Genomic DNA, 25,289 nt, shown 5'->3' with positions numbered 1-25,289 from the left:
GGTTGAGTAAGGTGGAGAATATGATTACGCCCGCCGACCTTGCCCGCATGCTGGGGCAAACACCAGATTCGGCGGATAGCCATACCCAAGACCACCTGCTGTATACGTCCGAAACTCCGCATCATTCCGCCGATTCGGGCGATTCTTCCGATGTCGGCGGCACCGCGAGCCACTCCACCAATCAGGCCGTTCATCAAGACGAAGTAGACGCAGTACCGACTGCGCAACATTCCGGTGTGCCCGGCACGCCCGCAACGCCCGTCACGCCCGCACCATCCGAATCCGAAATATCGGACGCCGCCAGCGACATGCCCGCACCGAAGCCGATGATGCCCACACCGGCCACCGTCTTCGGCATGCATGCCACCGTCACCATCGCCACTACCAGCGGCACTATCGAAGGGCAGGCCGATGGTATCGCCGGCGAGGCCGGTGCCGAGACGATTGCCGAGGTCGGGCCGATTATCGCCACGGCACAAACGTCCGTAACCATCGTCACGAACGATCCCGCGGCGACCGCCCACGCGGCCGTAGATGCTGCCGTTGCGGTCGCCAAGGCCGCCGCCGCGCACACCACAGCGATACCGACTCCGCGCGACGTGCTGATGCCGCCTGCGGCACGTACCGCACCGGCCGCAGTGCCGGTCTCAGCGCCGTCTGCAGCACCGTCTGCAGCACCAGTGAGGCCCGTAACGTCAGCGCATCCCACGCCGGCCACGGTCTTCGGCCGGCATCCGTCCGCGGATGTTGCCTCGCCGGAACCGGCAGTGCCAGTAGAACCGGTGACGCCATCCGGCCCGACTCCGGCCATGATGCCGCAACGCCGTACGTCGGACGGTCCGACCACATTCGCTTCACTGGATGCCCAGGAACTGCCGGTCGTACGCGAATATTCGGCAGGCGGTCTGATTTTCGATGACCAGAACCGCGTGGCCATTATCGCCCGTCATTCCCGCTCCGGCCATCTCGAATGGTGCTTGCCGAAGGGGCATATCGAGAAAGGCGAGACCCCGCAGCAGACCGCTGTGCGCGAAGTGCATGAAGAGACCGGCATCCTGGGCGAGGTGATCGATTCCATCGCCACCATCGACTACTGGTTCACCGGCACCACGCAGCGCGTGCATAAGCTGGTCCATCACTTCGCGCTCAAACAGACCGGCGGCGAACTGACGGTGGAAGGAGACCCGGATCATGAGGCGGAAGACGCCCTCTGGGTACGTTTTGAAGATTTGGATGACGTGTTGAGCTATCCCAACGAACGCAAAATCGCGTGGCTCTACGCCAGGAAGAAGAACAGGCAGGCAAACGAGTGAACCTACCCGGAGTCTTACGACATTGCACACGTCTGGCACACGCACTGGCGGCTGGCGTCGCCGTTGTGGCGATGCTGGCCGCTCCATTGACCGTCTACGCGAACGATACGACGGACACGACCGATTCATCATCCGATACGACGGACGCAACGGGCAATCAGACCGAGAATCAGCCCAAGCAGAGCATTGCCATCACGCAAAGCACCCCCATCGTCACCTCCAAATCGGGCTATCATGTCACCGCGGTCATCAGCAATACGGACAGCACGGCCACGTCAAGCGGCACACTGCACCTGACCACCAATACGCTGTTCACCTTTGTCTCGCGCACCGATATTCAGAATTGGGCCGAGAACAACGCCCCCATCCCCACCCCCAACGAGTTGGGTTCCGTTGACGTGCCATCGATTCCCGCCGGCGGCACTGCCACCGTTACCGTCGAGGTGAACGCCAATCAGCAGACCCTTGCCTCCATAGGGAGCTGGGGACCAAAGCCGCTGATGCTGTCGTATATCGTTGGCAATCGGATACTCGCCGATTTGCCGAGTTTTCTGACCCGATCTTCGGATGGGCTCAACACCGCGACAACACCGGCCATGAACCTGACCGTGGCCATGCCCTACACCGCCAGCGGCTGGCAGGTCGATAATAAGGCCATCAGCAATCGCATTGCCGAAACCACCACTTCCTCGACATCAACATCGTCCAAGTCCAACGGCACGGACAAGGCCGACAAGTCCGATAACGCCGACGCCAGCAACGCGGCCAAAGGCACTGATACGCAAGCCATATCCTTATCCGGGCAGGATGCCGATACCGCGCGATCCCTTGGGCAGACATTCGCCAAGCACCGCTCGCTGCAAGTGATCGCGGATCCTCTGTATTGGCGTCAGTCCGCAGTGCAACCGTCCATTGCCGGCATCATGCAGCCCGCCGACTTTGACATCACCGCCTATACCGCGCTGGGTGATACCGCGGCCTACGAAAAGGCAGGCATCACCACTGAGCAGTGGAACGCCAAGCAGGCGGCCGCATGGTATGCCGACGGAGGCGACTCCGAAACACCCTCCGCGTACGCATGGCAGGGCAACAACTGTTGGACGTTGGATGCGCTGACCGCAGCACGCGAGCAGGGCTATGACACGGTGATTGCCGATGCCTCTTTCGATGCCGACCAGACTGAAGCCGTACACACAGGCACCTACGTGGTGGATACGCCTGCCGGCGATGTCACCGTGCTGAAGGAGCAATCGACCTTGGGCACGCTGGCCAAGGGCCAACCCACCAGCACGGACGCGCAGGCCGAGTCCAGCGATGCCGGTCGGTTGGCCCGACTGGTCGCTCAGAGCGCGTTCTACCAGATGGAACAGCCCTATACATCCCGATACCTGCTGATGACGTTCTCCCGCACCACGGAGGCCAGCTGGATCGATCAGGTGATGAGCGCCTTCGAGCAGGCCTCTTGGTTGAATCTGACGGATCTGAAGACCATGGCCAAGGCCGATCCGTACAATGTCAGCGGTTCGGTCAATCCCGACAAGGCCGATGATGCCAACACCGCCAATACCCGGTCGGCATTGAGACAGTTGGCCGACAGCCGGCATGACATCATGCGCATGGCCACCTCCATATTGAGGAACGAGATTGATTCCGACGAGGTCTCGTCGTTGGCCCCGCAGGCCCTGGCCCGGCAGGACGCCAATGACACCGCCTCACATAGCAACGATCCGATGCAATGGATTGGCTCTCTACTGGTGCTGCATGACGATATGGCGCTGCGGTCCATGTCTGGCTCCCCCCAGCCGACAGCCACGCGAAAAGCCATGGTCAACGCCGCGAAAACACTGGCCAGCGATCTTCTGAACGGCGTACGCATCAACCCATCGGAATCGGTATCCGTGTTCAGCGAATCCGCGAAAATGCCAATCACCATCAGCAATGACCTTCCCTACGCCGTCAGCGTGCAGGTCAACTCACTGACTGACTCCATGCAGATCGTCACCTCGCGAACCGCTGACATCGATATTCCCGCGCATAGCGACGCTCAGGTGACCTTCACCATCCGCGTTTCCACTTCCGGCTCATCGACGGCCCATGTGTCGTTGACCGACCGGGAAGGCAACAGATTCGGCAACACGCAGGACACCGCGATCACCAGTGTGATGCGCATCAGTGATGCCAGCGGCTTCATTATCATTGGCTTCGCCGTGCTATTGGGCATTATCGGCCTGTGGCGGCAGTTCCATCGGAAGAAGGACCCCGACGAATGAGTTCAACCGTAGGTCGTAATTCCCTGATCATGGCCACGGGAACTGCTGCTTCCCGTGTGACCGGTCAGCTCCGCACGATTCTTCTCGCTGCGGCCATCGGCACCACCGGATTGGCGGCCAACGCCTATCAGGCCGGTTCCATGATTCCCCAATCCGTGTTCACGCTGGTGTCCGGTGGTATTTTCAACGCCGTGCTGGTGCCCCAGATCGTGCGCACGTTGAAAGAAAAAGACGCCCAAGAACGACTAAATCGTCTGGTCACGTTGGCCATCGGCATCCTGTTGGCCATGACCGTGGTGATGGCGGCGGCCAGCCCTCTGCTTGCCCGCCTGTACGTGGGTAGCGACGATCACCAGATGATAGCCCTGACCACCTCGTTCACCCTGTGGTGTATGCCTCAGGTGTTCTTCTACGGCCTGTATACGGTATTGGGTCAGATCCTGGCCGCCAAAGACCATTTCCTCACGTATGCGTGGAGCTCAACCGGTGCCAACATTATTAGTTGCGCCGGTTTTACTGGTTTTATTCTGCTGTTCAGCAAGGCCAATGAACAGCCCCTCGAATTCTGGACCGCCGACAAGATCGCGCTTACCGCAGGCACCTGGACTTTGGGCGTGGCCTTCCAAGCGCTGATACTGTTCCTGCCACTGGCCCGTATCGGGTTCAAGTACAGACCCAGCTTCGGGCTTGGCGGCTTTGGACTCAGGTCTATGGGTCCCGTGGCGTTAGGCTCTTTGGGCGTGGTGGTCACCAGCGAGATCTGCGGCATTATCCTTACCCGTATCGCCACATCCGCACCGCAGCGCGCCCACGAACTGACGGGTGCCAGCCTGTTCAGCGTGGCAGGCAACGCGACCTATCAGAATGCGTACACACTGTTCATCCTGCCCTATTCGCTCATCGCCGTATCGGTATCCACGGCTATGTTCCCCAAAATCTCCCGTTCTGTCGCAGCTGCGAATCTGGATGAGGCACGGCACGACCTAGTCAACGCACTGAATAATGTGGGCCTGCTCATCATATTTTTCGCCGCCGCCATGATTGTGTTCCCCGAACCGATTATCCGCGCATTGCTTCCGTCCGTCTCGATGGACGAGACCATGCTGATTTCCTACGCGCTTATCGCCCTATCTGTGGGCACTCCTTTGGGATCGGCGTTCCTGCTGATTCAACGTACATTCTATGCCTTTGAGGACGGCCTGCACCCCTTCCTGTCCGCGGTGATGCAGTATGGGTTCACCTCGGTATTCATGATCATCGGCATGATGGTACTTCCTCCTGAGCATTGGGTACTCGGCATCGCCTGCTCGGTGACACTTGGCGGATTACTGGCGTTGCCGCTGACGTTGATGATGTTGCGCCGCAAGTTCGAAGGCAATCTTGGCGGTCGGGAGATCACGAGGACATATGCCAAGGCCATTGTGGCGGCACTGGCTTCCGGAGTTGTGGTCTGGCTGATCAAACGACCGGTAGTCGCACTGTTCGACGCGGATATTCGACCAGTAGGCGGGCACATGAGCTGGTGGTCTGCGCTGGCTATCTGCGTGGCGCTCACCATCGTGCTGACCATAGTATATGTGGCTGTGTTGTGGGTGGTACGCACCCCAGAACTCATCAGCGCCTATCACTCGATACTGGCCCGTCTACACAAGACTCCGGCCAGTGAGGACGTTGCTGTGACAGCCCAGCCGGAAAAAGTCGACGATACGCAAATCAATCCTGAGACGGAGCCCGTCAAGGATAGCCCCGCACGTAGAATATCTAAGACCAGTCTCGAACACCAATCACACGGAGCCGAACGCACTATGAAACCGCAACTCGGAGACACAATTCTCAACCGATACACCTTGGTATCATCGTTGCGTGCGGAGCCTGGCATTCAGGCATGGAAAGCCAACGACCGTGTGCTGGCAAAGGATTGCCAGCTGTTCATCATTACCAATCGCAGCGCTTTCGCCGCAATCGATGAGATCGCTGGTCGCATCGCCGCCACTCGCCCTGATCGTGTGATTCCCGTACTGAAATACCGTATGGAATCCGACGTACTTCTCATTGTCATGCCGGTGGATAGCGGCCAATGCCTGACTGACTACATGGTGGATACCGCCAAGCCGCTCAGCTACAGCGCCATCCGGTCGATTATCGGAGAATGCGCCAACGTGCTGCGCGAGATCATTGCGGATACTCCCAGCAGCATCGTCATCACAACCGACACCGTTCGAGTGACTACCTCCGGTGTGCAAATTGCCGATGCACCATGTGCCACGATGCTGGCCGATACGTCCGCTACCGATCTGCGTACGGACAATCCTGAACGGTATGCGATCCGCCAGCTTGCGGCATTACTCTATACCCTGCTGACACGCACGCCAAGCCAAGCGACACCCACATTCAATCTGCGTGCCTTGCCGCAAGACACCCCTGGCGAATTCCGCGTGATTTGCAAGCGTGGATTGGCCTTGAGCGAGCCCGACGAGCATACGTTGCCAATGGCTGCCCTTGTAGAACTCGACGCCTTGTTGGGTAATTGGAAGCCGCTCTCTGAACTGAGCGATGCTGATATTGCTTTGCCGAGCGTGGAAAGCGATTGCTCGATTACCAAGGCGATACTGAAGCCTGCCAACGAGACTGATATCGTGCCTATTCCCAGCACGTTGATTAACAGCAGCAGTCTTCCGGAGTTGTCTATTACCCCTTCCCTGCCGGTTCAGCCGGCCGCCGTCCCCGCTCCGCACGTGATGTCACCGGTTCCTCTGACTGATGGGTCCAGTATTGCTGACGGCGACCAGTCTCAGTCTGATGCCCACCGTCTGTTTGACTTCAACCTTTCTGACGCCTGGGAGCACGAGAATCTTTCCGGTGAAGACACCGGTGACTGGTACAGCGAAATGAATCCGGCCCCCATCGGCGGTCCGGGTGATAATGCTCGGTTGACAGTGCCTATTGTTACCGGCGGTATTTCCGACGCCACCGTGGGAGAGACAACCAGTCGTATTCCCATGTTCCTCGCCAGCGGCCGTGCTGTGGCTCCTGGTGAGGAATCGCTGCGTGCCTTGGAAGAGGAGCAGGCCCGCATTGCCGAAGTAAGCGCCATTCCTCCGAGCTTCACACCGAAGGATGTGCCGGATGACGAGGATGACAGCAAGCTGCCCGATGAACATCTGTTCGGTAAACTGTCGACCAAGGTCGTTGCCATCATTGTGGCTCTGATATTGGTAGTGGCAGCGGCTGTTTGGGCAGTGTATGCGTTCCGATCCTCCGGAGACAATCCTGCCGATGCTTCCAGCAACTCCAGTGAAGGTGACTGGCCTGATATCAATGCTGACGCTGTGCCATTCGGTGGCAGCAAGAACGCGACGAACGGTGACACCACTGACGATTCTTCAAAGTCAAGTGATGCCACTCAGAGCGAATCCAAGGACTCGGCATCAGACAAGTCCAAGAAGTCCGAGACTGCTGATTCGTCGTCCAAGAAGACCAAGGCCAAGAAGTCCGGCGATAAGGATTCCAGCGCTGCTCCGCAACCGCGCCATGAGAACAACACGGCGTTTACGATTTCCAGCGCCAACTTCCTGTCGAATCCTGGCGGCCAATCCGGGTACGCATACTACATGCACCTTGACCAGCCGCAGGATGCGTACCGCATGGTTATCACCATCCGCACATCCGGTGGTAAGGGCTATATTCGCGCGAATACCACTGGAGACCCCACTCAGGGCGAGCAGGTGGCCGAATTCACCTTTGCTGAAGGTGGCACCACTGAAGTGAAGTTCACCAAAGCCGTCAATACGCAGGATCTGCTGCTGTGGGTGCCATCGGGTAGCCTGCCGCAGAACCAGCTGTACATCGAGAAGGTGGAGGTCTTCTAATCGGCATCTATGCCGATAACTGACCCAAGAAGGGCGGTACCGTTCGCATACATTCGACGGTGCCGCCCTTTCTTCGCGTCTGGCTGAATGACACGGAATATCGTATGGGGGTGTGACAATGTTTCACGTGAAACATAACGTCATCATTATCGGTTCTGGTCCCGCTGGCTACACGGCCGCCATCTATCTTGGCCGTGCAGGTCTTAATCCTGTTATGGTCACTGGTGCGTTGTCGCCAGGTGGACAGTTGGTCAACACCACTGAGGTGGAGAACTTCCCTGGATTCCCGGAAGGTATTCTTGGCCCGGATCTTATGGATCGCATGAAGGAACAGGCCAAGCGCTTCGGTACAACCTATATCGCAGACGATGTCTCTTCCATCGAGGCGTGTGAAAGTGATTCGGTCAAGCCGACCTATCGTGTAACGCTCTCCGATGACTCCCAGTTGGAGGCATCGGCGCTTATCATCGCCACAGGGTCGTCATTCCGTAAGCTTGGGGTGCCTGGCGAACAGGAGCTGTCCGGACATGGCGTCTCGTACTGCGCCACCTGCGATGGCTTCTTCTTCAGGAACAAGCCTATCGTGGTCGTAGGCGGTGGCGATTCGGCTTTTGAAGAGGCATTATTCCTGACCCGGTTCGGTTCTTCAGTCACCTTGATTCACCGACGCGATAGCTTCCGTGCCTCGCAGATCATGGTGGACCGAGCCAAAGCCAATCCGACCATCACCCTGCTGACCAACACAGTGGTGACCTCCATTACCGGCACCTCCTCCCCCACACAGAACACCGGTGCACCTATTGCCATTCCTGGCTTGACAATCAAACGACCGGCTGTGGCACCGGCCAGTGTCAGCAGCATTGCCGTACGTAACGTGGTGACCGGAGAAGAAAGCACGCTGGACACCAACGCCGTGTTCGTGGCTATCGGCCATACGCCGGCCACTGATTTTGCGGCCGGTGTTGTGGACCGTGACGATGATGGGTATGTCGTGGTGCAGGGTGCCAGCACGGTGACCAGTGCGCCAGGCATCTTTGCTGCAGGCGATTGCGTGGATCGTACTTATCGTCAGGCGATCAGTGCAGCGGGCATGGGCTGCCGTGCAGCGCTGGATGCGCAGGCCTATCTTACGGACTGATTGCGGCGGACTGATTGCGGCTTGCTGTTCTGTCTGCTGCCTGTGACATAGGAGCAACGTTAGGTCAGTGTTACAGCATGCCGCCCTTGGATAGTACGTACCAGTCAGAGGCATAGAAAGACCCCTCAGGCGACGGAGAATCATGATGTGTGATTGTCCGTCGCCTGAGGGGTTTTCTATTGCGACAGGGGCTACAGCGCGGGCATACGCCCCTGCCAGGAATCACGCAGAGGCTATACGTCTTGTGTTGTACACCGCACTGCACAGCAATAATGCCAGTGACAACACGAATGTTCTTATCGCGTTACACCCATTTGGAATCGGCATCGCCTTGGCTCGGCACCAGCAGCTGCAGGATACGATCCATATCCTCTGGTGACGAGAAGACGATTTCGATGCGACCATGCTTGGTGCTGCCCTTAATCGACACCTTGGTATCGAAATGATTTTCCAAACTCTGCTGGATGGCGGAACCAACCCAAGGATTGGTCTTAGACGTCTTAGGCTTCTTCGGCTGCTCACCCGACGCAACCTTCATGGCGACGATCTCTTCGGTGCTGCGTACAGAAAGACCTTCCGCAATAATACGAGAAGCCAGCTTGTCCATTTCCTCCGGATCGCTCAGGCCCAATAGCGCACGCGCATGACCGGACGATAGCACACCGGCAGCCACTCTCTTTTGCACAGCGGCCGGCAGGTTCAGCAGTCGCAAGGTATTGGCGATTTGCGGGCGAGACTTGGACACCGACTTGGACAGTTGTGCTTGCGTCAACCCGAACTCTTCGATCATCTGCTGGTAGGCAGCCGCCTCTTCCAGCGGATTCAAGGCCACACGGTGCAAGTTTTCCAGCAACGCATCGCGGAGCATATCATCATCCGCAGTGGTTTTGACGATGGCGGGAATCGTCTCCAACCCAGCCAACTGAGAAGCACGCCAACGGCGTTCACCCATAATAAGCTCATACGGGCTGTCCAAATGACCGGCAAACGGATTCGTGCTGGATTCCGTCTCGTCGTGCTTGGCGGCTTTGGCCGCAGCAATCCGGCTTGCCGGACGCTTGCGCACGACTATCGGTTGCAGCACACCAACTTCCTTAATGGAAGCAGACAGCTCATTCAACTCATCCTCGTCGAAGATGGTACGAGGCTGATGTGCATTGGGCCCGATATCAGACAGTTTGAGTTCAGCCAGATAACCACCGGCTACCGGCTTGAGCTCGTCCTTCTTATCTGTGTCAGCGGTCTTTGCCGCCGATGCAGTCTGAGATGTTTCACGTGAAACATCTTTGACAGTGACGGATGCACGATGTGCCGTCTGAGGCACAGACGACGTGCCGCCCTGCTGAGGCGCGGCGACCTTACCGGTTTGAGGTTTCTCCGTACCGAAAAACAGGTCGCTAGGATGAGTAATGATGTCCAATGCGGGCATGGATGCGCGTTTACCGGCGGCTTTCTTGGCTGCCTTGCTGGATGATACCGTCTGAGGCACGGCAGGCTTTGATTCCTGCTGGGCAGTAGCCTTCTTGGCGGGGGTTATGTCAGCAGTGGCCGCCGGAGTAGACGAATCCTCCGCAATCATTGCGGGCTGCTCCGCCACTGGTTCCTCCCCTGGCAATGTGGGGAACAAAGCGCCAAGGCCCTTACCGAGTCGTGATTTTGATGCCATTACTTGTTCCTCCTCGCATCAATGGTGTCAAGGACTTGTTGCGAACGCTGTGCGATTTCCAAAGCTGCTTCACCATACGATATGGCACCTATGCCACGAGGATCATAGGCAATCACCGATTGGGAGAAACTCGGCGCTTCGGAGATCTTGACTGAACGCGGGATGGTAGTATTCAGCACAATGCTGGGATAGTGTCCCTTAACCTCGTTATATACTTCACGGCTCAATAACGTTCGGCGATCAAACATCGTGACGAGCATGGTGGACACCAGCAGTACGGGATTGAAATGCTCTTGCACCAAACCAATCGTGTTAATCAGCTGGCCAAGACCCTCCAATGCGTAATACTCAGCCTGGATAGGAATCAGCATCTCGGTCACTGCACACATGGCGTTGATGACCAACAGGCCCAAGCTGGGCGGGCAATCAATGAACACGTAATCATAGTGTTTATCTGATTGACGTAGGTAGAGGTCTAGGGCCTCCTTCAGCAAGGTGTTTCGGTTGGGCAGATCGGCCACTTCCAACTCAGCACCGCTGAGATCGATTGATGCAGGCACAACATCAAGTGTGGGAAAATCAGGACAGACCGTGATGACATCCCCCAGATCGGAACGCCCCTCGATAACGTCATAGACCGAGGGCTCTCCCGATGCATGAGATACACCCAACGCCGTAGAGGCATTGCCCTGCGGGTCCATATCGATGACCAACACCTGCGCGCCCTTGTCTGCCAGCGCCGCAGCGGTGTTCACCGTGGATGTGGTTTTACCCACTCCCCCCTTCTGGTTGGCCACGGCAATACGACGGGTACGTTTAGGTTTGGGGAAATCGGTTTTCTTGAGTACATCGTAGCGTGAGCTTTCATCAGCCATCTGGCTACCAAGCACTGAACCGTGACCATCGAATATTCGCTGAAGCGTTTCGGAAGCCGATTCTATAGGTTCCGACTGATGATCCTTGGTGGCCATCGCTCCTCCTTGCACAGACGTAAGTTCCAGTGTTCTCATTCGTATGGACATGATGCTCGTTATCCACAATTGCGATATGCAATGTGGATAAGTGTGGATAAGTGTGAATGATGTTGGGTGTTAGATTGTGTATTCACAGACGAAAAGCATTGAAAAATCAATGTTTTCATCATTGTGCACATCGTCCCGTAAAAATGTGGATAATTTTTACGCACATACGGAAATGTGGATAACTTAATCAGTACTCCACTCATCGCTTATCCACAATCACCACGTGGGTAGGCTCAAGATCCGGTCCGACAGCCGCTTCAACGACGCGTGGACGACGACCACCGAATTTTGCAATCTCCTTGCCAGCCTTGTCAATTTCAGCCTGAGCAGACCGTCCCTTCAATGCGATCAACTGTCCTGACGGTTTCAGCAACGGCAACGTCCAGCCAGAGAGTTTGGTCATAGGAGCAACCGCACGACACGTGACAACAGCGAACGGATGAATTTCCCGCTTCCGTACCTGCTGGATGACGGCATCGGAGCGTCCACGAATAATCTCAACGTTCTGCAGTTGCATCAGGTCAACACATTCATGCAACCATTCGATTCGCCGCTCCATCGGTTCAATCAGCGTGAAGTCATGATCCGGCAAACACGCGGCAGCCACCAATCCGGGAAAACCACCACCACTGCCGACGTCGGCAACTGTTTTGAAGCGAATACCATTCGTTGCATTCCGAACGTACGGCACAATCGCAGCGGAATTCAGAATATGCCGTTCCCAAATGATATCGACGTCACGGGGGCCGATCAATCCACGAGGTTCACCCTCTTCGGCAATCTTGGCATGGAAACGCTCCAACTTCGGCAACGCATCACCCAAGACCTCAGCAAGTACAGGTGACTCCTGCAGCTGATCCGTCATAGCCATCTCCCTCACCATGTTTCACGTGAAACAATCAACATGGAAAAGGCGTCGCTCATTACGACGCCATTCCCCCTGCGGTCACTCTTGTCTGTTTAGAGACGACATCCGTTGAACGTCCCTGTCATCTCAAAAACTCGTCGACCTATTACTCCTGATCAAGCTCGTCTTCTTCGGCAACATCCTCGACTTTGTTCTTGAGATACACCGTCACGTAACGATGAGGCTCCTCACCGTGCGAGCGAGACTTCAGCCCTTCTTCCCGAACCACATCGTGAACGACTTTACGTTCGAAGGAATTCATCGGCTTCAAGTCATACGGCTCGCCGGAATCCCTCACTGCGTCAATGGCATCCAGGGCGATATCACAGAGGTGCTGACGCTTGCGCTTCAGGAAACCGTCGACATCCACAATCAGATGAGAACGCTCGCCGGTCTTCTGCTGTACAGCCAGACGAGTCAATTGCTGCAGAGCATCAACGACTTCACCATTACGGCCAATAAGATGTTTGATGTCGGTATCGTCATCAGCAACGATTTGCACGGTGGGGCGGTCATTACGCACGCCCATCTCAATGTCGCCCTCATAGTCGGCGATATCCAGTAGGCCCTCAAGGTAATCCGCGGCGATATCAGCCTCTTCGTTGAGCTGATCAATCGACTTCACGTCATCCTGTGCCATACGCTACTCCTTCATGTCGTGTTTGAATTACAAGTCTAAGCCCTGCTCCCCCGAACAGAGAAAGTAATGTCGGTGTGTGTTCGATGTTTCACGTGAAACACCGAACACACGCCGACATAGTCGTCACTTCTTTCTGCGCTTACGCACGGGCTGTTGACGCTGGTAGCCATGAGTGGCCTTACGCTCGGCCTCTTCCTTGGCCTTGGCCAATGCTTCTTCTTCCAGAGAGGGCAAGCCGGCCTTTGCGCGGCGAGCATTCTCATTACGATGATCGCGCTTTTCCTTGTCCGCCGCAGCCGGAGAGCCAGGGGTCGGGAATGCGTACACCTGCCACAATGTGCGGCAGAGGTTGCACACGTTGTTGGTCAGCCAGTAGACCAGCACGGCGAACGGCATGGTGGCACCAGAGAAGATGTACATCACCGGGAAGAGCCACAGCATAGCCTTCTGCATGGTCTCGGCCTGTTTGTTCATCGATGCGGCGGGCATGTTGCGCTTCATGTTGAAGTACTGCATAAACCACAGGCAGAAGCACATCAGGAACACGAAGGTACCGATGACCACCTTGCCACTAGTGGCAGCCCTAGAGAAGTTATCGGTCACGCTGACAATGCCGAACACATCGGTTTGGGTGAATTGCTTGGCGGTTGCTACGTCGAACGCGCCCAACGCACCGCGTTTACCGTTGGCAATGTAGGGAATGGCCGACAGCGTATAGAACATGGACATGAACACCGGGCCCTGAATGAGCATAGGCAAGCAGGAGCCAGCCGGATTGGCGTCATTGTCTTGATACAGTTTCATGGTTTCACGGCTCATGGCCTCCTTGGAAGCCTGATCCGTCTTGCCTTTGTACTTGTTCTGGATGCGCTTCATCTTCGGCGCCAACGCCTGCATCTTGCGCATCGACTTCATCTGCTTGCAGAACAGCGGGAAGATACACGCCTGCACCACCAGCACCAGGATGATAATGGCAAGCACCCATGAGACACCAATCGGGCTCATGCCCAGCATCACGAAGAAGTCATGCACGATCTTCATGATCCAGGTCTGTAACCACTCAACGGGAGTCAGGATTTTATATAGAAATCCCCAAAACCCGCTATCAAGCAGAAATTCATTTGAGTTCATCGTTGGGCCTCTCTTTGGGTTGTGGCCAATGGTGTCAGTCGGGGCTCTTCATGAGCCTTCGACCACGAAAATCTGTAAAAAATGGAATACCGTTGTGGAACATCGTCGATTCCCCCACGACTCCACGGCCGGCAACGCAGTAATCTCAGCACGGCGAGCACTCCCCCTTTGAACGCGCCATACCGTTCCAACGCCTCAATGGCATAATTCGAGCACGTTGGATAATACTTGCAACAAGGCGGTGTGTTTGCCGAGATGCGCTGTTGATACCAGCGCACCCCACCAATCATCACCGCCTTGAAAGAAGCTGTCATGCCTCAGCCACCTTATGCGCCACTGTGGCAAAAGCCTTCGCGATCTGCTGATCTAGCGAAGCGAACGATGCGGTCGCGGCACTGGGCTTGGCGCGCAAAACGATATCGCAATGCGTGGGCAACAGATCCTCATGGGCTCTGGCCAATACACGAAACCTACGCTTCACCGTATTACGGGTGACCGCATGTCCTACCGATTTGGAGACAGCTAATCCCAAACGGCGATGCACCGTCCGGTCGTCATCATCATGATGGTCGTCGGGCACCAAATAGTGCACGACGATATCCTTGCCACCTGCTTTGCGCCGGCGTTTCAGCACGGTGACGAAATCACGATGGCTTTGAAGCCGCTCCACCTCGACTATGCCTGTGGCACTGATCGGAATGATCAGGCGGAGAGGGACTTGCGGCCCTTGGCACGGCGACGGTTGATCACCGCACGGCCAGAACGGGTGCGCATGCGCAGGCGGAAGCCGTGCTTCATGTGGCGACGACGGTTGTTCGGCTGGAACGTCCTCTTCATAATCCATTGCTCCTAGGTCTATTCGGCAACGCTTCGCGCTGCCCTCACGTGAGTCAAGCTATATCAAAGTACTCTCACCCCTACCCTCAAGTCAAAACGGACGGAGTATTTTCACATTTCGACACGTTGCGAGACACGCCTCAGATCTCTTATAATCGGCGGAATACCAACCATTCACGGCCAAAAGTTATCCACAAATTACATGTTTGTTATTCACAATCCAATTATTTCAACACGCGACACGGTGGATAACTTGTCTAAACCAGAGTAAATATTATCTGTTGTACATATTTCGCCACAGCGACAGAAGGGGCCACCATGGTTAACGCTTCCGGCGACCCCGTAATCGAGGCCGCCCACATCTGGTCAGACACGCTGACGGTGCTCAAACACAGCGCTTCGCTCAGCCCACGAGAAAAAGGCTGGTTGGAAGGCGTTGTTCCTGAAGGCGTCTTCGGTTCGACCATCGTGCTGTGTGTGGACAACAACGACACGCTTCAAGCCATTCAGGGTGATTTGAACGATTCCCTGCTTCAGGCATTGCGTACGGTAACCGGCGAAAATATGTTTCCCGCGTTCAAGGTCGTGCCGAAAACCGAGCCAGAACCGCTTTCGGCGGCAAAGCCGGCGCAGCCATATCCTTCGGAAATTTCTCCGACTGTCGCCGAGTTCGGTAAAGAATCCTATGGCGCAAAGCCGGTAGCCGCACCGCGGGAACCGATGCCCGCCACCGAGTCGCAGTTCCCGGTCGGTCAGCAGAAGATGAATCGCGATCCCGAGACTCATCTCAATAAGAACTTCACGTTTGATTCCTTCGTGCCCGGCGATTCCAACCGTTTTGCCCGTACGGTCGCACTGGCCGTGGCCGAAGGTTCCGGTCAGGATTTCAACCCGTTGTGTATCTATGGCGGATCGGGACTGGGCAAAACCCACTTGCTGAACGCCATCGGCAACTATGCACTGGTCAAGGATCCCGGGCTGAAGGTTCGATACGTCACGTCTGAGGAATTCACGAATGAATTCATCGACGCGCTGCAAAACCCGAACCAAAGCCAAGGTCAGATTGCTGAATTCAACCGTCGATACCGACAGGTTGATGTGTTGCTTATTGACGATATCCAGTTCCTCGGCGGCAAGGAAGCCACCTTGGATCAGTTCTTCCATACGTTCAATGCACTACATCAGGCAAATAAGCGTATTGTCATTGCTTCCGATGTGGCGCCCAAGAATTTGAAGGGTTTCGAGGCTCGACTCATCTCGCGCTTCGAATCCGGCCTGACCGTAGACGTCAAGCCGCCGGATCTGGAGACCCGAATCGCCATTCTTCGCATGATCGCCTCGATGAACGGGTCGAAAATCCCCAGCGATGTGTTGGACCTCATCGCCGAACGCTTCACCGAGAACATTCGTGAACTTGAGGGCGCGCTTACCCGTGTTACGGCCGTGGCCTCGCTGAGTAATCAGCCGGTGACCCGCGCCTTGGCCGAGCAGACGTTGCAGGACTTCTTCACCACCGATGTGGAAATCAAGCCCACGGACATCATCAGTCAGGTGGCGAAGTACTTCCACCTGACGTTTGAGGATCTTGTCGGTAAATCACGAACCAAAAACGTGGCTGTTCCTCGTCAGATCGCCATGTATCTGGCTCGCGAAATGACCAGTATGAGCCTGATGGATATTGGCCAGGTCTTTGGCGGACGCGATCACACCACAGTAATGCATGCCTGCACTCGAATCAGTGACCGAATGCAGCAAAAACAGGAGATCTATAACTACGTTATGGAGCTCACGGTTCGCCTCAAGCAAAGCAACACCAACTGACACAACGCTTCTGAGAGACGAAAAACGGCACTTTTTGGACTGACTTTCCGAAAAGTGCCGTTTTTGGTTGCTCAGGCGGATTCTGGTGGATACGTCGAGGCAACGGATTCGAGACATCAGATTCCTCATGGCTCCCCTTTGTGAGGGGAGCTGTCGTCGCAGACGACCGAGGGGAGTTTCGAAGGGGAATACGCAAAAACCCGTGAAACGAGAGAATCGATTCTGAGGACCGATTTTGCGGGTTTGGGCGAGCGAGACGAAAAAAGTGCCGAAAACGGTCTCCAGAATCGATTCTCCTCGACGAAAAACAGCCTTCAACACGCCGTGCGAAAGTACGAAAACCAAAAAAGTTATCCACATAGTTGTGCACAGATGTGGGTAAACTCGGCGGATAACTCGTGGATTACCCACTATTTTGTTGTGGAAAACTCGTGCATAACTGCGACCTCGATGTGGAAAACCCAAATCCGACGAACTGGCTGTGGAAAACTCGCCCACTTATCCACAAGCCATGCAGAATTTGTCCACAATTTTCAGGGACTTATGAACCGTTGCATTTGCAGGGCTCAACCCTACTTATCCACACTATCCACCGGCCTTATTATGGCGATTACTTACTCAGTTACGTGAAAAGCATCATCGCCACAGTAACAGCCGGTCACCCATCGTACGTAAGTTCGCCACCCAACGGCTAGAATATTTCTCAGCCAATCCGACGAAGGGAACAATCACACATGAAAGTCGAAATCGATACCGCAGCCCTGGCCGACGCCGTAGCCTGGACCTCCCGAGTCATCGACGCACGTCCCTCCAACCCGATTCTCGCTGGCGTCAAGCTGGAAGCCATTGAAGGAACGCTGCAATTCTCCGCCTTCAACTACGAGATTTCCGCTCGCCACCACATCGAAGCCGGCGTTGACGAAGCCGGTTCCGTACTGGTTCAGGGCAAACTGCTGGCCGATATCACCAAATCGCTGCGTTCGGAGAAAACATACCTGGTTACCGACGGCTCCACGCTGACCATCACGTCCGGCAAGTCGAAGTTCACCTTGCAGCTCATGCCCGACACCGAGTACCCGGATCTGCCTGTGGTACCGGCCATGCTCGGCCAAGTCGATGCCCCGACTTTCGTTCAGGCAGTGAACCAAGCATGCGTTGCCGTCTCCCGCGAAGAGAACCGCCCGGTACTGACCGGCGTGCGCATGCAGTTCCAAGGCGACAAGGTCGTCATGACCTCCACCGATCGCTTCCGTTTGGCCCGCGCCACCTTCACTTGGACTCCGCAGAACCCGGACGTCGACACCACCACGCTGGTTCGCGGCTCACTACTCAAGGATGTGGCCCGCGCTCTTGACGAGCACCAGAACATCCGCCTTGATTTCGACGCCGATAGCCCGACGCTGCTCGGCTTCGAAAACGCCGGCCGCGTCTCCACCTCCCAGCTCATCGACGGTGAATTCCCGGCGGTCGACCGCCTGTTCGCCGACGAATACCCGATTCAGGCCGTAGTCAACAAGCAGGATCTGCTCGACGCCATCAGCCGTGTGGCTTTGGTCGCCGAACGCAATGCTCCGATTCGCATGACCTTCACCGGTCAGGAAGTGGCGCTGTCCGCCGGATCGGTCGACGAGGCCCAGGCCAACGAGACACTGGACATCGACATGGATGGCGACGATATCACCGTGGCATTCAACCCGTCCTACCTGAAGGAGGGTCTGTCCGCCGTGACCGAACCATTCGTGCGCATCAAGATGACGACCCCGGTCAAGCCGGTCGAGTTCAACGGCCAGCAGGAAGCTGATTCCGACGAGTCCATGGACTACCGATACCTGCTCGTGCCGATGCGCTTCAACAACTGAAGTCCCTGAATTTCCAACGATTCGCTAATGCACATCTCCCGTCTCGCACTCGACCACTACCGCTCATGGAGTCAGGTAGTGGTCGATTTCGTACCAGGCGTGAATATCCTGTTCGGCAAGAATGGCTTGGGCAAAACCAATCTGGTGGAAGCCGTCGAAGTGCTGTCCACCGGATCGAGTCATCGCACGTCCAGCACGTTGCCGCTGATCGAACGCGGGCAGACCACGGCCACCATCCGCGCGAACGTCGCTGATGATGCCGGTCAAACCACTACGTATGAAGCGTCGATTCATGCGCGTGGTGCCAACCGAGCCCGCATCAACTCGGGGTCGTCGCTGTATCTGCGCGATATCATCGGCAAGATTCCCAGCGTTTCCTTCACTCCCGAAGATCAGCGATTGGTGTCCGGCGATCCGGGAGCACGCCGCGTCATGATGAATCAGGCTGCGGCTCTGCTCGAGCCCGGATACATGCAGACGTTGCAACAGTTCACGCGCATCGCCAAACAGCGTGCCACATTGTTGAAGCAATTGAATGCCAATGCCAACAATGGACAGCCGATGGATGCGGTTCTGAGCGGTTTGGAAATCTGGACCGGCCAGTTCATCGAAGCCGGTGTGGCGTTGACCCGTATGCGAGCCCATGTGATTAGCCTGCTTGCCGAGCCATTTGCCGCGATTTACGCCGACTTGGCCGGTGCCGACGAGCAGGTGACGCTCACATATGCGCCTTCATTCGACGAAGTGCTGATGTTCAACGATCCGCATCCGCAGATCAGCGAGCATTTCCAACGCATCTACCCCGGTGAAGTGGCTCGCGGCGTGAACCTTATCGGTCCGCAGCGCGATGACATGAACCTTGACTTGGCCGGTATTCCCGCCCGCGAGTTCGCTTCGAACGGCGAGATGTGGACGATGGCGTTGGCCTTGAAAATGGCATTGTTCGAAATCGTGCGTGACCGGTTGGGATTGCAGCCGATTGTGATTCTCGATGATGTGTTCGCCCAGCTTGATGACAGCCGGCGCGCGCAGATTCTTGATTTCGCCAGAAAACAGGATCAGGTGCTGATTACCGTGGCCGCTGAAGGCGATGTGCCCGACTATGAATCGGCCCATCGCATCGACGTGGCCGCACTGGCCGAACCAGCTTCCGTGATACTGCCAACTCTGGGCAATTTGTCCGATTTGCGGGAAAACGAGAGTTTGGGTAAGTATGACGGAAAAACCGCGGTGGACAGCGCGTCCGTAGAACGGAAAGTGTCATGAACCCGCCGATCGCCCGCCAACTCAACCTGGACGAGACCAAACTGCCGGCCGAAATATTCGAGCGGATCTCCCGTCGCGGGGCGACCTTGAAGGACTACAGACGCCGCCGTGAAGAGGCCATCGAAAACTTCGGCAAACCGGGGCGCGATCCGGCTGAACTGGGCAGCGTGATGACCACCATCGCCGGCAATGGCGTCTGGGCGGCGAATATGAAGCTTGCGCAATTGCGCAACCATTGGGACCAAGTGGTGGGGCAGGCCATCGCCAGCCATTCGGCAGTCGCCGATTTCATGGACGGTGTACTGACCATCCGTGCCGAATCCACGGTCTGGGCCACGCAGCTGACCTACCTTATCCCCCAACTCACCGATACCATCCGTCGCAATCTCAGAGGATTGACCATCACCGAGATTCGCGTGACCGGCCCGGCCGCCGGATACACGCGCAAATGGGCTCGGCGGCGGTAGCCAAGATACCAAACAAATTCGCAGAAGCCTCGCTATGGCGCTCGTCGGGTTAGACGAGTAAAATCACATGCAGTATGGTCAAATGGCTAGAAGAGTCCTTTACGGGCCTCGTAAGCCATATCACCTCCGTGAATGACCTTCATGACGGAGGTTGACCCTGTAGTCACGGAAGGAAGCCTGTTGGCAGACGAAACCAGCAAAGAGGAGCAGCTGAAGGCGGCTGCGGAACGCATCAACAATGCGGAATTGACCGAAGGCGAACTTGACGAATCCATGGCTCCCGAGCATTATGAGGCCTCTGATCTGAGGGTGCTCGAAGGACTTGAGGCCGTGCGTATCCGCCCCGGTATGTACATCGGTTCCACCGGGCCGCGCGGTTTGCACCACCTGGTCTATGAGATCGTCGACAACTCGGTCGACGAGGCGCTGGCCGGATACGCCAGCCATATCGAGGTCTCCATTCTGCCGGACAACGGCATCCGCGTGGTGGACGATGGTCGAGGCATCCCGGTCGATGAGGTGCCCGGCGAGGGCGTCTCCGGTGTGGAGACCGTGATGACCAAGCTGCACGCCGGCGGCAAGTTCGGCGGCGGCGGTTATGCAGTGTCCGGCGGTCTGCACGGCGTGGGCATCTCCGTGGTCAACGCACTCTCCACCCGCGTGGACATCGAAGTGCGCCGTCAGGGCTTCCACTGGACCCAGACGTACATCGACCAGCACCCCACCGCGCCCTTGAAGCAGGGCGAGCCGATGACCGAAGGCGAGTCCACCGGTACGTCCGTGACTTTCTGGGCCGACCCGAAGATTTTCGAGACCACCATCTACGACTTCGAGACGCTGCGTTCCCGCTTCCAGCAGATGGCCTTCCTGAACAAGGGCCTCAAGATCAGCCTGACCGACGAGCGTGAGAACGACCAGGCCGGCGACGAGGTGGCCGGCGACGCGGCGGACGAGCCGGGCGCAAAGCACCAGACCGTCACCTACCAGTACCTCAACGGCATCAAGGACTACGTCGACTATCTGGTCAAGGTGCGTAAGGCCACGCCGGTGGAAGAGGACGTCATCAGCTTCGAGGCCGAAGACTTGAAGCTCGGCATCTCCGCCGAACTCGCCATGCAGTGGACCACTGCCTACTCTGAGGCCGTGCACACCTTCGCGAACACGATCTCCACCACCGAGGGCGGTACCCACGAGGAGGGCTTCCGCGCCGCGCTGACTTCGCTGGTCAACCGTTACGCGCGAGACAAGGGCATCCTCAAGGACAAGGACGAGAACCTCTCCGGCGACGACGTGCGCGAGGGCCTGACCGCCGTGATCTCCGTCAAGCTCACCAACCCGCAGTTCGAAGGCCAGACCAAGACCAAGCTCGGCAACTCCGAGGCCAAGACCTTCGTGCAGCGCGTGATGACCGACAAGCTCGGCGACTGGTTCGATGCCCACCCGAACGAGGCCAAGAACATCATCCAGAAGGCCATCGAGGCATCCCGCGCCCGTCTGGCCGCCAAGAAAGCCCGCGAGAACACCCGCCGCAAGTCCATCTTCGAGTCCGCCGGCATGCCCGACAAGCTCAAGGACTGCCAGTCCTCCAACCCGGAAGAGTGCGAGCTGTTCATCGTGGAGGGCGATTCCGCAGGCGGCTCCGCCATCCAGGGTCGTAACCCGATCACGCAGGCCATCCTGCCGCTGCGAGGCAAGATCCTCAACACCGAGCGTGCCAGCCTGGACCGCATGATGAAGTCCGACACCATCGAATCGCTGATCACCGCGGTCGGCGGCGGCTACGGCGAGGACTTCGACATCTCCAAGGTCCGCTACCACAAGGTCATCATCATGGCCGATGCCGATGTGGATGGTGCGCATATCGCCACCCTGAACCTGACGCTGTTCTTCCGTTACATGCGCCCGATGATCACCGCCGGCTACGTGTACGTGGCCATGCCGCCGCTGTACCGCCTGAAGTGGACCAAGGGCCCGCACGACTTCGTGTACACCGACGCCGAGCGCGACCGTGTGCTCGCCGAAGGCAAGGCCAACGGACGCCAGCTGCCCAAGGGCGAAGGCATCCAGCGCTACAAGGGTCTGGGCGAGATGAGCTACCAGGAGCTATGGGAGACCACCATGGACCCCGAGCACCGCATTCTGAAGCAGGTGCATATCGAGGACGCCGCCGCGGCCGACGAGACCTTCTCGATGCTGATGGGCGATGAGGTCGAACCCCGCCGCCTCTTCATCCAGCGCAACGCCAAGAACGTGCGTTGGATCGATGCGTAACGGAATCCTCCAACCTCCCTCGTCAGAGGGAGGTACACAACGGACTTAGACAACTAAAGGAACAACAGTGGCAGATGAAAACAACACCGGCGACGAGCAGTTCACGCCGGACGGCTCGATGGAGCCGTTGAGCCCGCAGGAGGCGGACACCACCGACTACGGCCTGATGGACACCGGCGAACGCATCCAGCGCAAGGACCTGCAGCAGGAGATGCGCGAGTCCTACCTGGCGTATGCCCTCTCCGTGATCGTCGAGCGCGCCCTGCCGGATGTGCGCGACGGCATGAAACCCGTGCATCGCCGCGTGATCTACGCGATGTACGACGGCGGCTACCGTCCCGATCGCGGCTACAACAAGTGCTCCCGTGTGGTCGGCGACGTGATGGGCAAGTACCATCCGCACGGCGACTCCGCCATCTACGACACCTTGGTGCGTATGGCCCAGTCCTGGTCGATGCGCAACATGCTCGTCGACGGCCAGGGCAACTTCGGCTCCCCCGGCGACGACCCGGCCGCCGCCATGCGTTACACCGAATGCCGCATGGCCCCGCTGGCCATGGAGATGGTGCGCGATATCGACAAGGACACCGTCGACTTCGTGCCCAACTACGACGGCAAGACCCAGGAGCCGACCGTGCTGCCGGCCCGCTTCCCGAACCTGCTCGTCAACGGTTCCGCCGGCATCGCCGTTGGTATGGCCACCAACATCCCGCCGCACAACATGCGCGAGGTGGCGGACGGCGTCCACTGGGCGCTCGACCACCCGGACGCCAGCCGCGAGGAACTGCTGGAAAACCTGATCCGCATCATCAAAGGACCGGACTTCCCCACCGGCGCCACCATCCTCGGCCACAAGGGCATCGAACAGGCCTACCGCACCGGCCGTGGCCTGATCACCATGCGCGCCGTGGTCAACACCGAGGAGATCAACGGCCGCATGTGCCTGGTGGTCACCGAACTGCCGTACCAGGTCAATCCGGATCGTCTCGTCGTCTCCATCCGCGAAGCCGTGCGCGACGGCAAGATCCAAGGCATCGCCGACATGCGAGACGAAACCTCCGGCCGCACCGGCCAGCGTCTCGTGCTGGTCCTGAAGCGCGACGCCGTGCCGAAGGTGGTGCTGAACAACCTGTACAAGCACTCCCAGCTGCAGCAGACCTTCGGCGCCAACATGCTGGCCTTGGTCGACGGCGTGCCGCGCACGCTGAGCCTGGACGCCTTCATCCGCCACTGGGTGAACCACCAGCTCGACGTGATTGCCCGACGCACCGCGTACCTGAAGCGCGAGGCCGAGGAGCGCGACCACATCCTGCAGGGGTATCTCAAGGCCCTGGACATGCTGGACGAGGTCATCGCCCTCATTCGTGCCTCCGAGGACACCGATACCGCCCGTACCGGCCTTATGGAGCTGCTGGACATCGACCAGGTGCAGGCGGACGCCATCCTGGCCATGCAGCTGCGCACGCTGACCCGCATGAACCGCGACAAGATCGTGGCCGAGCATGAGGAATTGCAGCGCAGGATCGCCGACTATATCGACATCCTCGCCAAACCGGAACGCCAGCGCAAGATCATCGGCGACGAACTCGACGAGATCGTGGCCAAGTACGGTGACGAACGCCGCACCCGAATCCTGCCGTTCTCCGGCGAGATGAACGTCGAAGACCTGATCGCCGAAGAGAACGTGGTGGTCACCGTGACCCACTCCGGTTTCATCAAGCGCACCAAGGCCGACGAATACCGCGCCCAGCATCGTGGCGGCAAGGGCATCAAGGGCACCAAGCTGCGCGAGGACGACGTGGTGGATCACTTCTTCCTGACCTCCACGCACAACTGGCTGCTGTTCTTCACCAACAAGGGGCGCGTGTACCGCATCAAAGCCTACGAGCTACCCGAAGGCTCGCGCGATTCCAAGGGCCAGCACGTGGCCAACCTGCTGCAGTTCGCGCCCGACGAGACCATCCAGACCGTGCTGTCCATCCCGAACTATGAGGTGGCCAGATATCTGGTGCTCGCCACCCGATCCGGCAAGGTCAAGAAGACCCCGCTGGCCGAGTACGATTCCCCGCGTCAGGGCGGTCTGATCGCCGTGCGACTCATGGCCGACGAGAACGGCGAGAACGCCGACGAGCTCATCGGTGCCGCGTTGTGCAACGCGCAGGACGACATCATCCTGGTGTCCAGGCTTGGCATGAGTCTCAAGTTCCAGGCCGACGACGAACAGCTGCGCCCGATGGGCCGTCAGACCGCCGGTGTGCAGGGCATGAAGTTCCGTAACGACGACAGCCTGCTGGCGATGGATGTGGTGCCGAGCGACTCCGACAAGGACCTGTTCGTGGTGACCAACGAAGGCTTCGCCAAGCGCACCGCCATCGGCGAGTACCGTCTGCAGGGGCGCAATGGTCTGGGCGTCAAGGCCGTGCAACTGGTCGAAGGCCGCGGCGCGCTGGTGGGTGCGCTCGTGGTGTCCGAAGACGATCAGGTCATGGCCATCATGAAGTCCGGCAAGGTGATCCGCTCCAACGTGGATGAGGTCAAGCGCACCGGGCGCAACACCCAGGGCGTGACCTTCGCCAAGCCCGACAAGGGCGACATGATCCTCTCCATCGCCCGTAACGAGGAGAAGGACGAGCCCGAGGAAGACGGCGGTACGGCGGCGAACGGAGCCGGTGATACGGCGGCGAACGGAGCCGGTGAGACCGTGCAATCCGACAAGAATGTGAACAACCCGGACGAGGCGTGAGCAGCGTCCCGAAAAGCTGGTAGCCTCGCATACAACAGAGGCTGCCGTCCAGCCTGGTAAGGAGAAACG

18 protein-coding genes are annotated in these 25,289 nt (G+C 57.8%); 10 read left to right on the top strand and 8 right to left on the bottom strand.

Annotated elements, in window-relative coordinates; all coding sequences use genetic code 11:
• Positions 1-20: 20 nt before the first annotated feature.
• The 4 genes from FYJ31_RS12400 to FYJ31_RS01490 all read left to right on the top strand — a co-directional run bounded on the left by FYJ31_RS12400 (position 21) and on the right by FYJ31_RS01490 (position 8,590).
• Positions 21-1,313, top strand: coding sequence for an NUDIX hydrolase (locus FYJ31_RS12400; protein WP_195839407.1), 1,293 nt, complete (start codon positions 21-23; stop codon positions 1,311-1,313).
• 71 nt (positions 1,314-1,384) lie between these two features.
• On the top strand, positions 1,385-3,583 hold the full coding sequence (locus tag FYJ31_RS01500; protein WP_154535814.1) for a DUF6049 family protein: 2,199 nt from the start codon (positions 1,385-1,387) through the stop codon (positions 3,581-3,583).
• Positions 3,580-7,452, top strand: coding sequence for a murein biosynthesis integral membrane protein MurJ (locus FYJ31_RS01495; protein ID WP_154535771.1), 3,873 nt, complete (start codon positions 3,580-3,582; stop codon positions 7,450-7,452). The genes FYJ31_RS01500 and FYJ31_RS01495 overlap by 4 nt, the downstream gene beginning before the upstream one ends.
• 118 nt (positions 7,453-7,570) lie before the next feature.
• Positions 7,571-8,590, top strand: coding sequence for an NAD(P)/FAD-dependent oxidoreductase (locus tag FYJ31_RS01490; RefSeq protein WP_154535770.1), 1,020 nt, complete (start codon positions 7,571-7,573; stop codon positions 8,588-8,590).
• 304 nt (positions 8,591-8,894) lie between these two features.
• Here the strand turns inward: FYJ31_RS01490 and FYJ31_RS01485 are convergent, their stop codons facing one another.
• From FYJ31_RS01485 to rpmH, 8 genes are all read right to left on the bottom strand, one after another.
• Positions 8,895-10,256, bottom strand: a complete 1,362-nt coding sequence (locus FYJ31_RS01485) for a ParB/RepB/Spo0J family partition protein (RefSeq protein ID WP_154535769.1) — start codon at positions 10,254-10,256, stop codon at positions 8,895-8,897.
• A complete protein-coding gene (locus FYJ31_RS01480) occupies positions 10,256-11,227 on the bottom strand; it encodes a ParA family protein (protein WP_012578703.1) in 972 nt (323 codons plus the stop codon). Before FYJ31_RS01480 ends, FYJ31_RS01485 begins: the two co-directional genes overlap by 1 nt.
• Positions 11,228-11,477: 250 nt before the next feature.
• Positions 11,478-12,143, bottom strand: coding sequence for a 16S rRNA (guanine(527)-N(7))-methyltransferase RsmG (gene rsmG / locus FYJ31_RS01475; RefSeq protein WP_065436607.1), 666 nt, complete (start codon positions 12,141-12,143; stop codon positions 11,478-11,480).
• 148 nt (positions 12,144-12,291) lie between these two features.
• Positions 12,292-12,825 carry a Jag family protein gene (locus tag FYJ31_RS01470; protein WP_154535768.1) on the bottom strand — a complete coding sequence of 178 codons (534 nt, stop codon included), beginning with the start codon at positions 12,823-12,825 and terminating at the stop codon, positions 12,292-12,294.
• Between the two features lie 123 nt (positions 12,826-12,948).
• Complete coding sequence (gene yidC, locus FYJ31_RS01465) at positions 12,949-13,956, bottom strand: membrane protein insertase YidC (protein ID WP_012578706.1); 1,008 nt, start codon at positions 13,954-13,956, stop codon at positions 12,949-12,951.
• Entirely contained in the window at positions 13,953-14,270 is a 318-nt protein-coding gene (yidD, locus tag FYJ31_RS01460) for a membrane protein insertion efficiency factor YidD (protein ID WP_012578707.1), read from the bottom strand. Before yidD ends, yidC begins: the two co-directional genes overlap by 4 nt.
• Complete coding sequence (gene rnpA, locus FYJ31_RS01455) at positions 14,267-14,626, bottom strand: ribonuclease P protein component (protein ID WP_143723932.1); 360 nt, start codon at positions 14,624-14,626, stop codon at positions 14,267-14,269. Before rnpA ends, yidD begins: the two co-directional genes overlap by 4 nt.
• Positions 14,627-14,658: 32 nt before the next feature.
• A complete protein-coding gene (gene rpmH / locus FYJ31_RS01450) occupies positions 14,659-14,793 on the bottom strand; it encodes a 50S ribosomal protein L34 (RefSeq protein ID WP_007054596.1) in 135 nt (44 codons plus the stop codon).
• Between the two features lie 318 nt (positions 14,794-15,111).
• Here rpmH and dnaA point away from each other — a divergent pair, with 318 nt between their 5' ends.
• From dnaA to gyrA, 6 genes are all read left to right on the top strand, one after another.
• Positions 15,112-16,614: a chromosomal replication initiator protein DnaA gene (gene dnaA, locus FYJ31_RS01445; RefSeq protein WP_007057882.1), complete on the top strand. Its 1,503-nt coding sequence runs from the start codon at positions 15,112-15,114 to the stop codon at positions 16,612-16,614.
• Between the two features lie 734 nt (positions 16,615-17,348).
• A complete protein-coding gene (dnaN, locus tag FYJ31_RS01435) occupies positions 17,349-18,473 on the top strand; it encodes a DNA polymerase III subunit beta (protein ID WP_012576463.1) in 1,125 nt (374 codons plus the stop codon).
• Between the two features lie 27 nt (positions 18,474-18,500).
• Positions 18,501-19,739, top strand: coding sequence for a DNA replication/repair protein RecF (gene recF, locus FYJ31_RS01430; protein ID WP_154535767.1), 1,239 nt, complete (start codon positions 18,501-18,503; stop codon positions 19,737-19,739).
• Positions 19,736-20,206: a DUF721 domain-containing protein gene (locus FYJ31_RS01425; RefSeq protein ID WP_012576465.1), complete on the top strand. Its 471-nt coding sequence runs from the start codon at positions 19,736-19,738 to the stop codon at positions 20,204-20,206. The genes recF and FYJ31_RS01425 overlap by 4 nt, the downstream gene beginning before the upstream one ends.
• Before the next feature lie 132 nt (positions 20,207-20,338).
• Positions 20,339-22,477: a DNA topoisomerase (ATP-hydrolyzing) subunit B gene (gyrB, locus tag FYJ31_RS01420; RefSeq protein WP_171843781.1), complete on the top strand. Its 2,139-nt coding sequence runs from the start codon at positions 20,339-20,341 to the stop codon at positions 22,475-22,477.
• A gap of 67 nt (positions 22,478-22,544) precedes the next feature.
• Positions 22,545-25,220, top strand: coding sequence for a DNA gyrase subunit A (gene gyrA, locus FYJ31_RS01415; RefSeq protein ID WP_326831156.1), 2,676 nt, complete (start codon positions 22,545-22,547; stop codon positions 25,218-25,220).
• Positions 25,221-25,289 lie beyond the last annotated feature (69 nt).

The organism is Bifidobacterium sp. WCA-178-WT-4B (genome assembly GCF_009696495.1).
Lineage (GTDB): Bacteria > Actinomycetota > Actinomycetes > Actinomycetales > Bifidobacteriaceae > Bifidobacterium > Bifidobacterium infantis.
Note: the sequence above shows the minus strand (reverse complement) of the source record. Positions and strands in the feature narration are given on the sequence as shown.

Excerpts from the sequence above, each read along its gene's own strand:
- dnaN (WP_012576463.1), top strand. The coding sequence starts at position 17,349 with ATGAAAGTCGAAATCGATACCGCAGCCCTGGCCGACGCCGTAGCCTGG.
- rpmH (WP_007054596.1), bottom strand. The coding sequence starts at position 14,793 with ATGAAGAGGACGTTCCAGCCGAACAACCGTCGTCGCCACATGAAGCAC.
- dnaA (WP_007057882.1), top strand. The coding sequence starts at position 15,112 with ATGGTTAACGCTTCCGGCGACCCCGTAATCGAGGCCGCCCACATCTGG.
- gyrB (WP_171843781.1), top strand. The coding sequence starts at position 20,339 with ATGACCTTCATGACGGAGGTTGACCCTGTAGTCACGGAAGGAAGCCTG.
- FYJ31_RS12400 (WP_195839407.1), top strand. The coding sequence starts at position 21 with ATGATTACGCCCGCCGACCTTGCCCGCATGCTGGGGCAAACACCAGAT.
- recF (WP_154535767.1), top strand. The coding sequence starts at position 18,501 with ATGCACATCTCCCGTCTCGCACTCGACCACTACCGCTCATGGAGTCAG.
- FYJ31_RS01485 (WP_154535769.1), bottom strand. The coding sequence starts at position 10,256 with ATGGCATCAAAATCACGACTCGGTAAGGGCCTTGGCGCTTTGTTCCCC.
- FYJ31_RS01490 (WP_154535770.1), top strand. The coding sequence starts at position 7,571 with ATGTTTCACGTGAAACATAACGTCATCATTATCGGTTCTGGTCCCGCT.
- FYJ31_RS01495 (WP_154535771.1), top strand. The coding sequence starts at position 3,580 with ATGAGTTCAACCGTAGGTCGTAATTCCCTGATCATGGCCACGGGAACT.
- FYJ31_RS01425 (WP_012576465.1), top strand. The coding sequence starts at position 19,736 with ATGAACCCGCCGATCGCCCGCCAACTCAACCTGGACGAGACCAAACTG.
- yidD (WP_012578707.1), bottom strand. The coding sequence starts at position 14,270 with ATGACAGCTTCTTTCAAGGCGGTGATGATTGGTGGGGTGCGCTGGTAT.
- yidC (WP_012578706.1), bottom strand. The coding sequence starts at position 13,956 with ATGAACTCAAATGAATTTCTGCTTGATAGCGGGTTTTGGGGATTTCTA.
- rsmG (WP_065436607.1), bottom strand. The coding sequence starts at position 12,143 with ATGACGGATCAGCTGCAGGAGTCACCTGTACTTGCTGAGGTCTTGGGT.
- FYJ31_RS01500 (WP_154535814.1), top strand. The coding sequence starts at position 1,385 with ATGCTGGCCGCTCCATTGACCGTCTACGCGAACGATACGACGGACACG.
- FYJ31_RS01480 (WP_012578703.1), bottom strand. The coding sequence starts at position 11,227 with ATGGCCACCAAGGATCATCAGTCGGAACCTATAGAATCGGCTTCCGAA.
- FYJ31_RS01470 (WP_154535768.1), bottom strand. The coding sequence starts at position 12,825 with ATGGCACAGGATGACGTGAAGTCGATTGATCAGCTCAACGAAGAGGCT.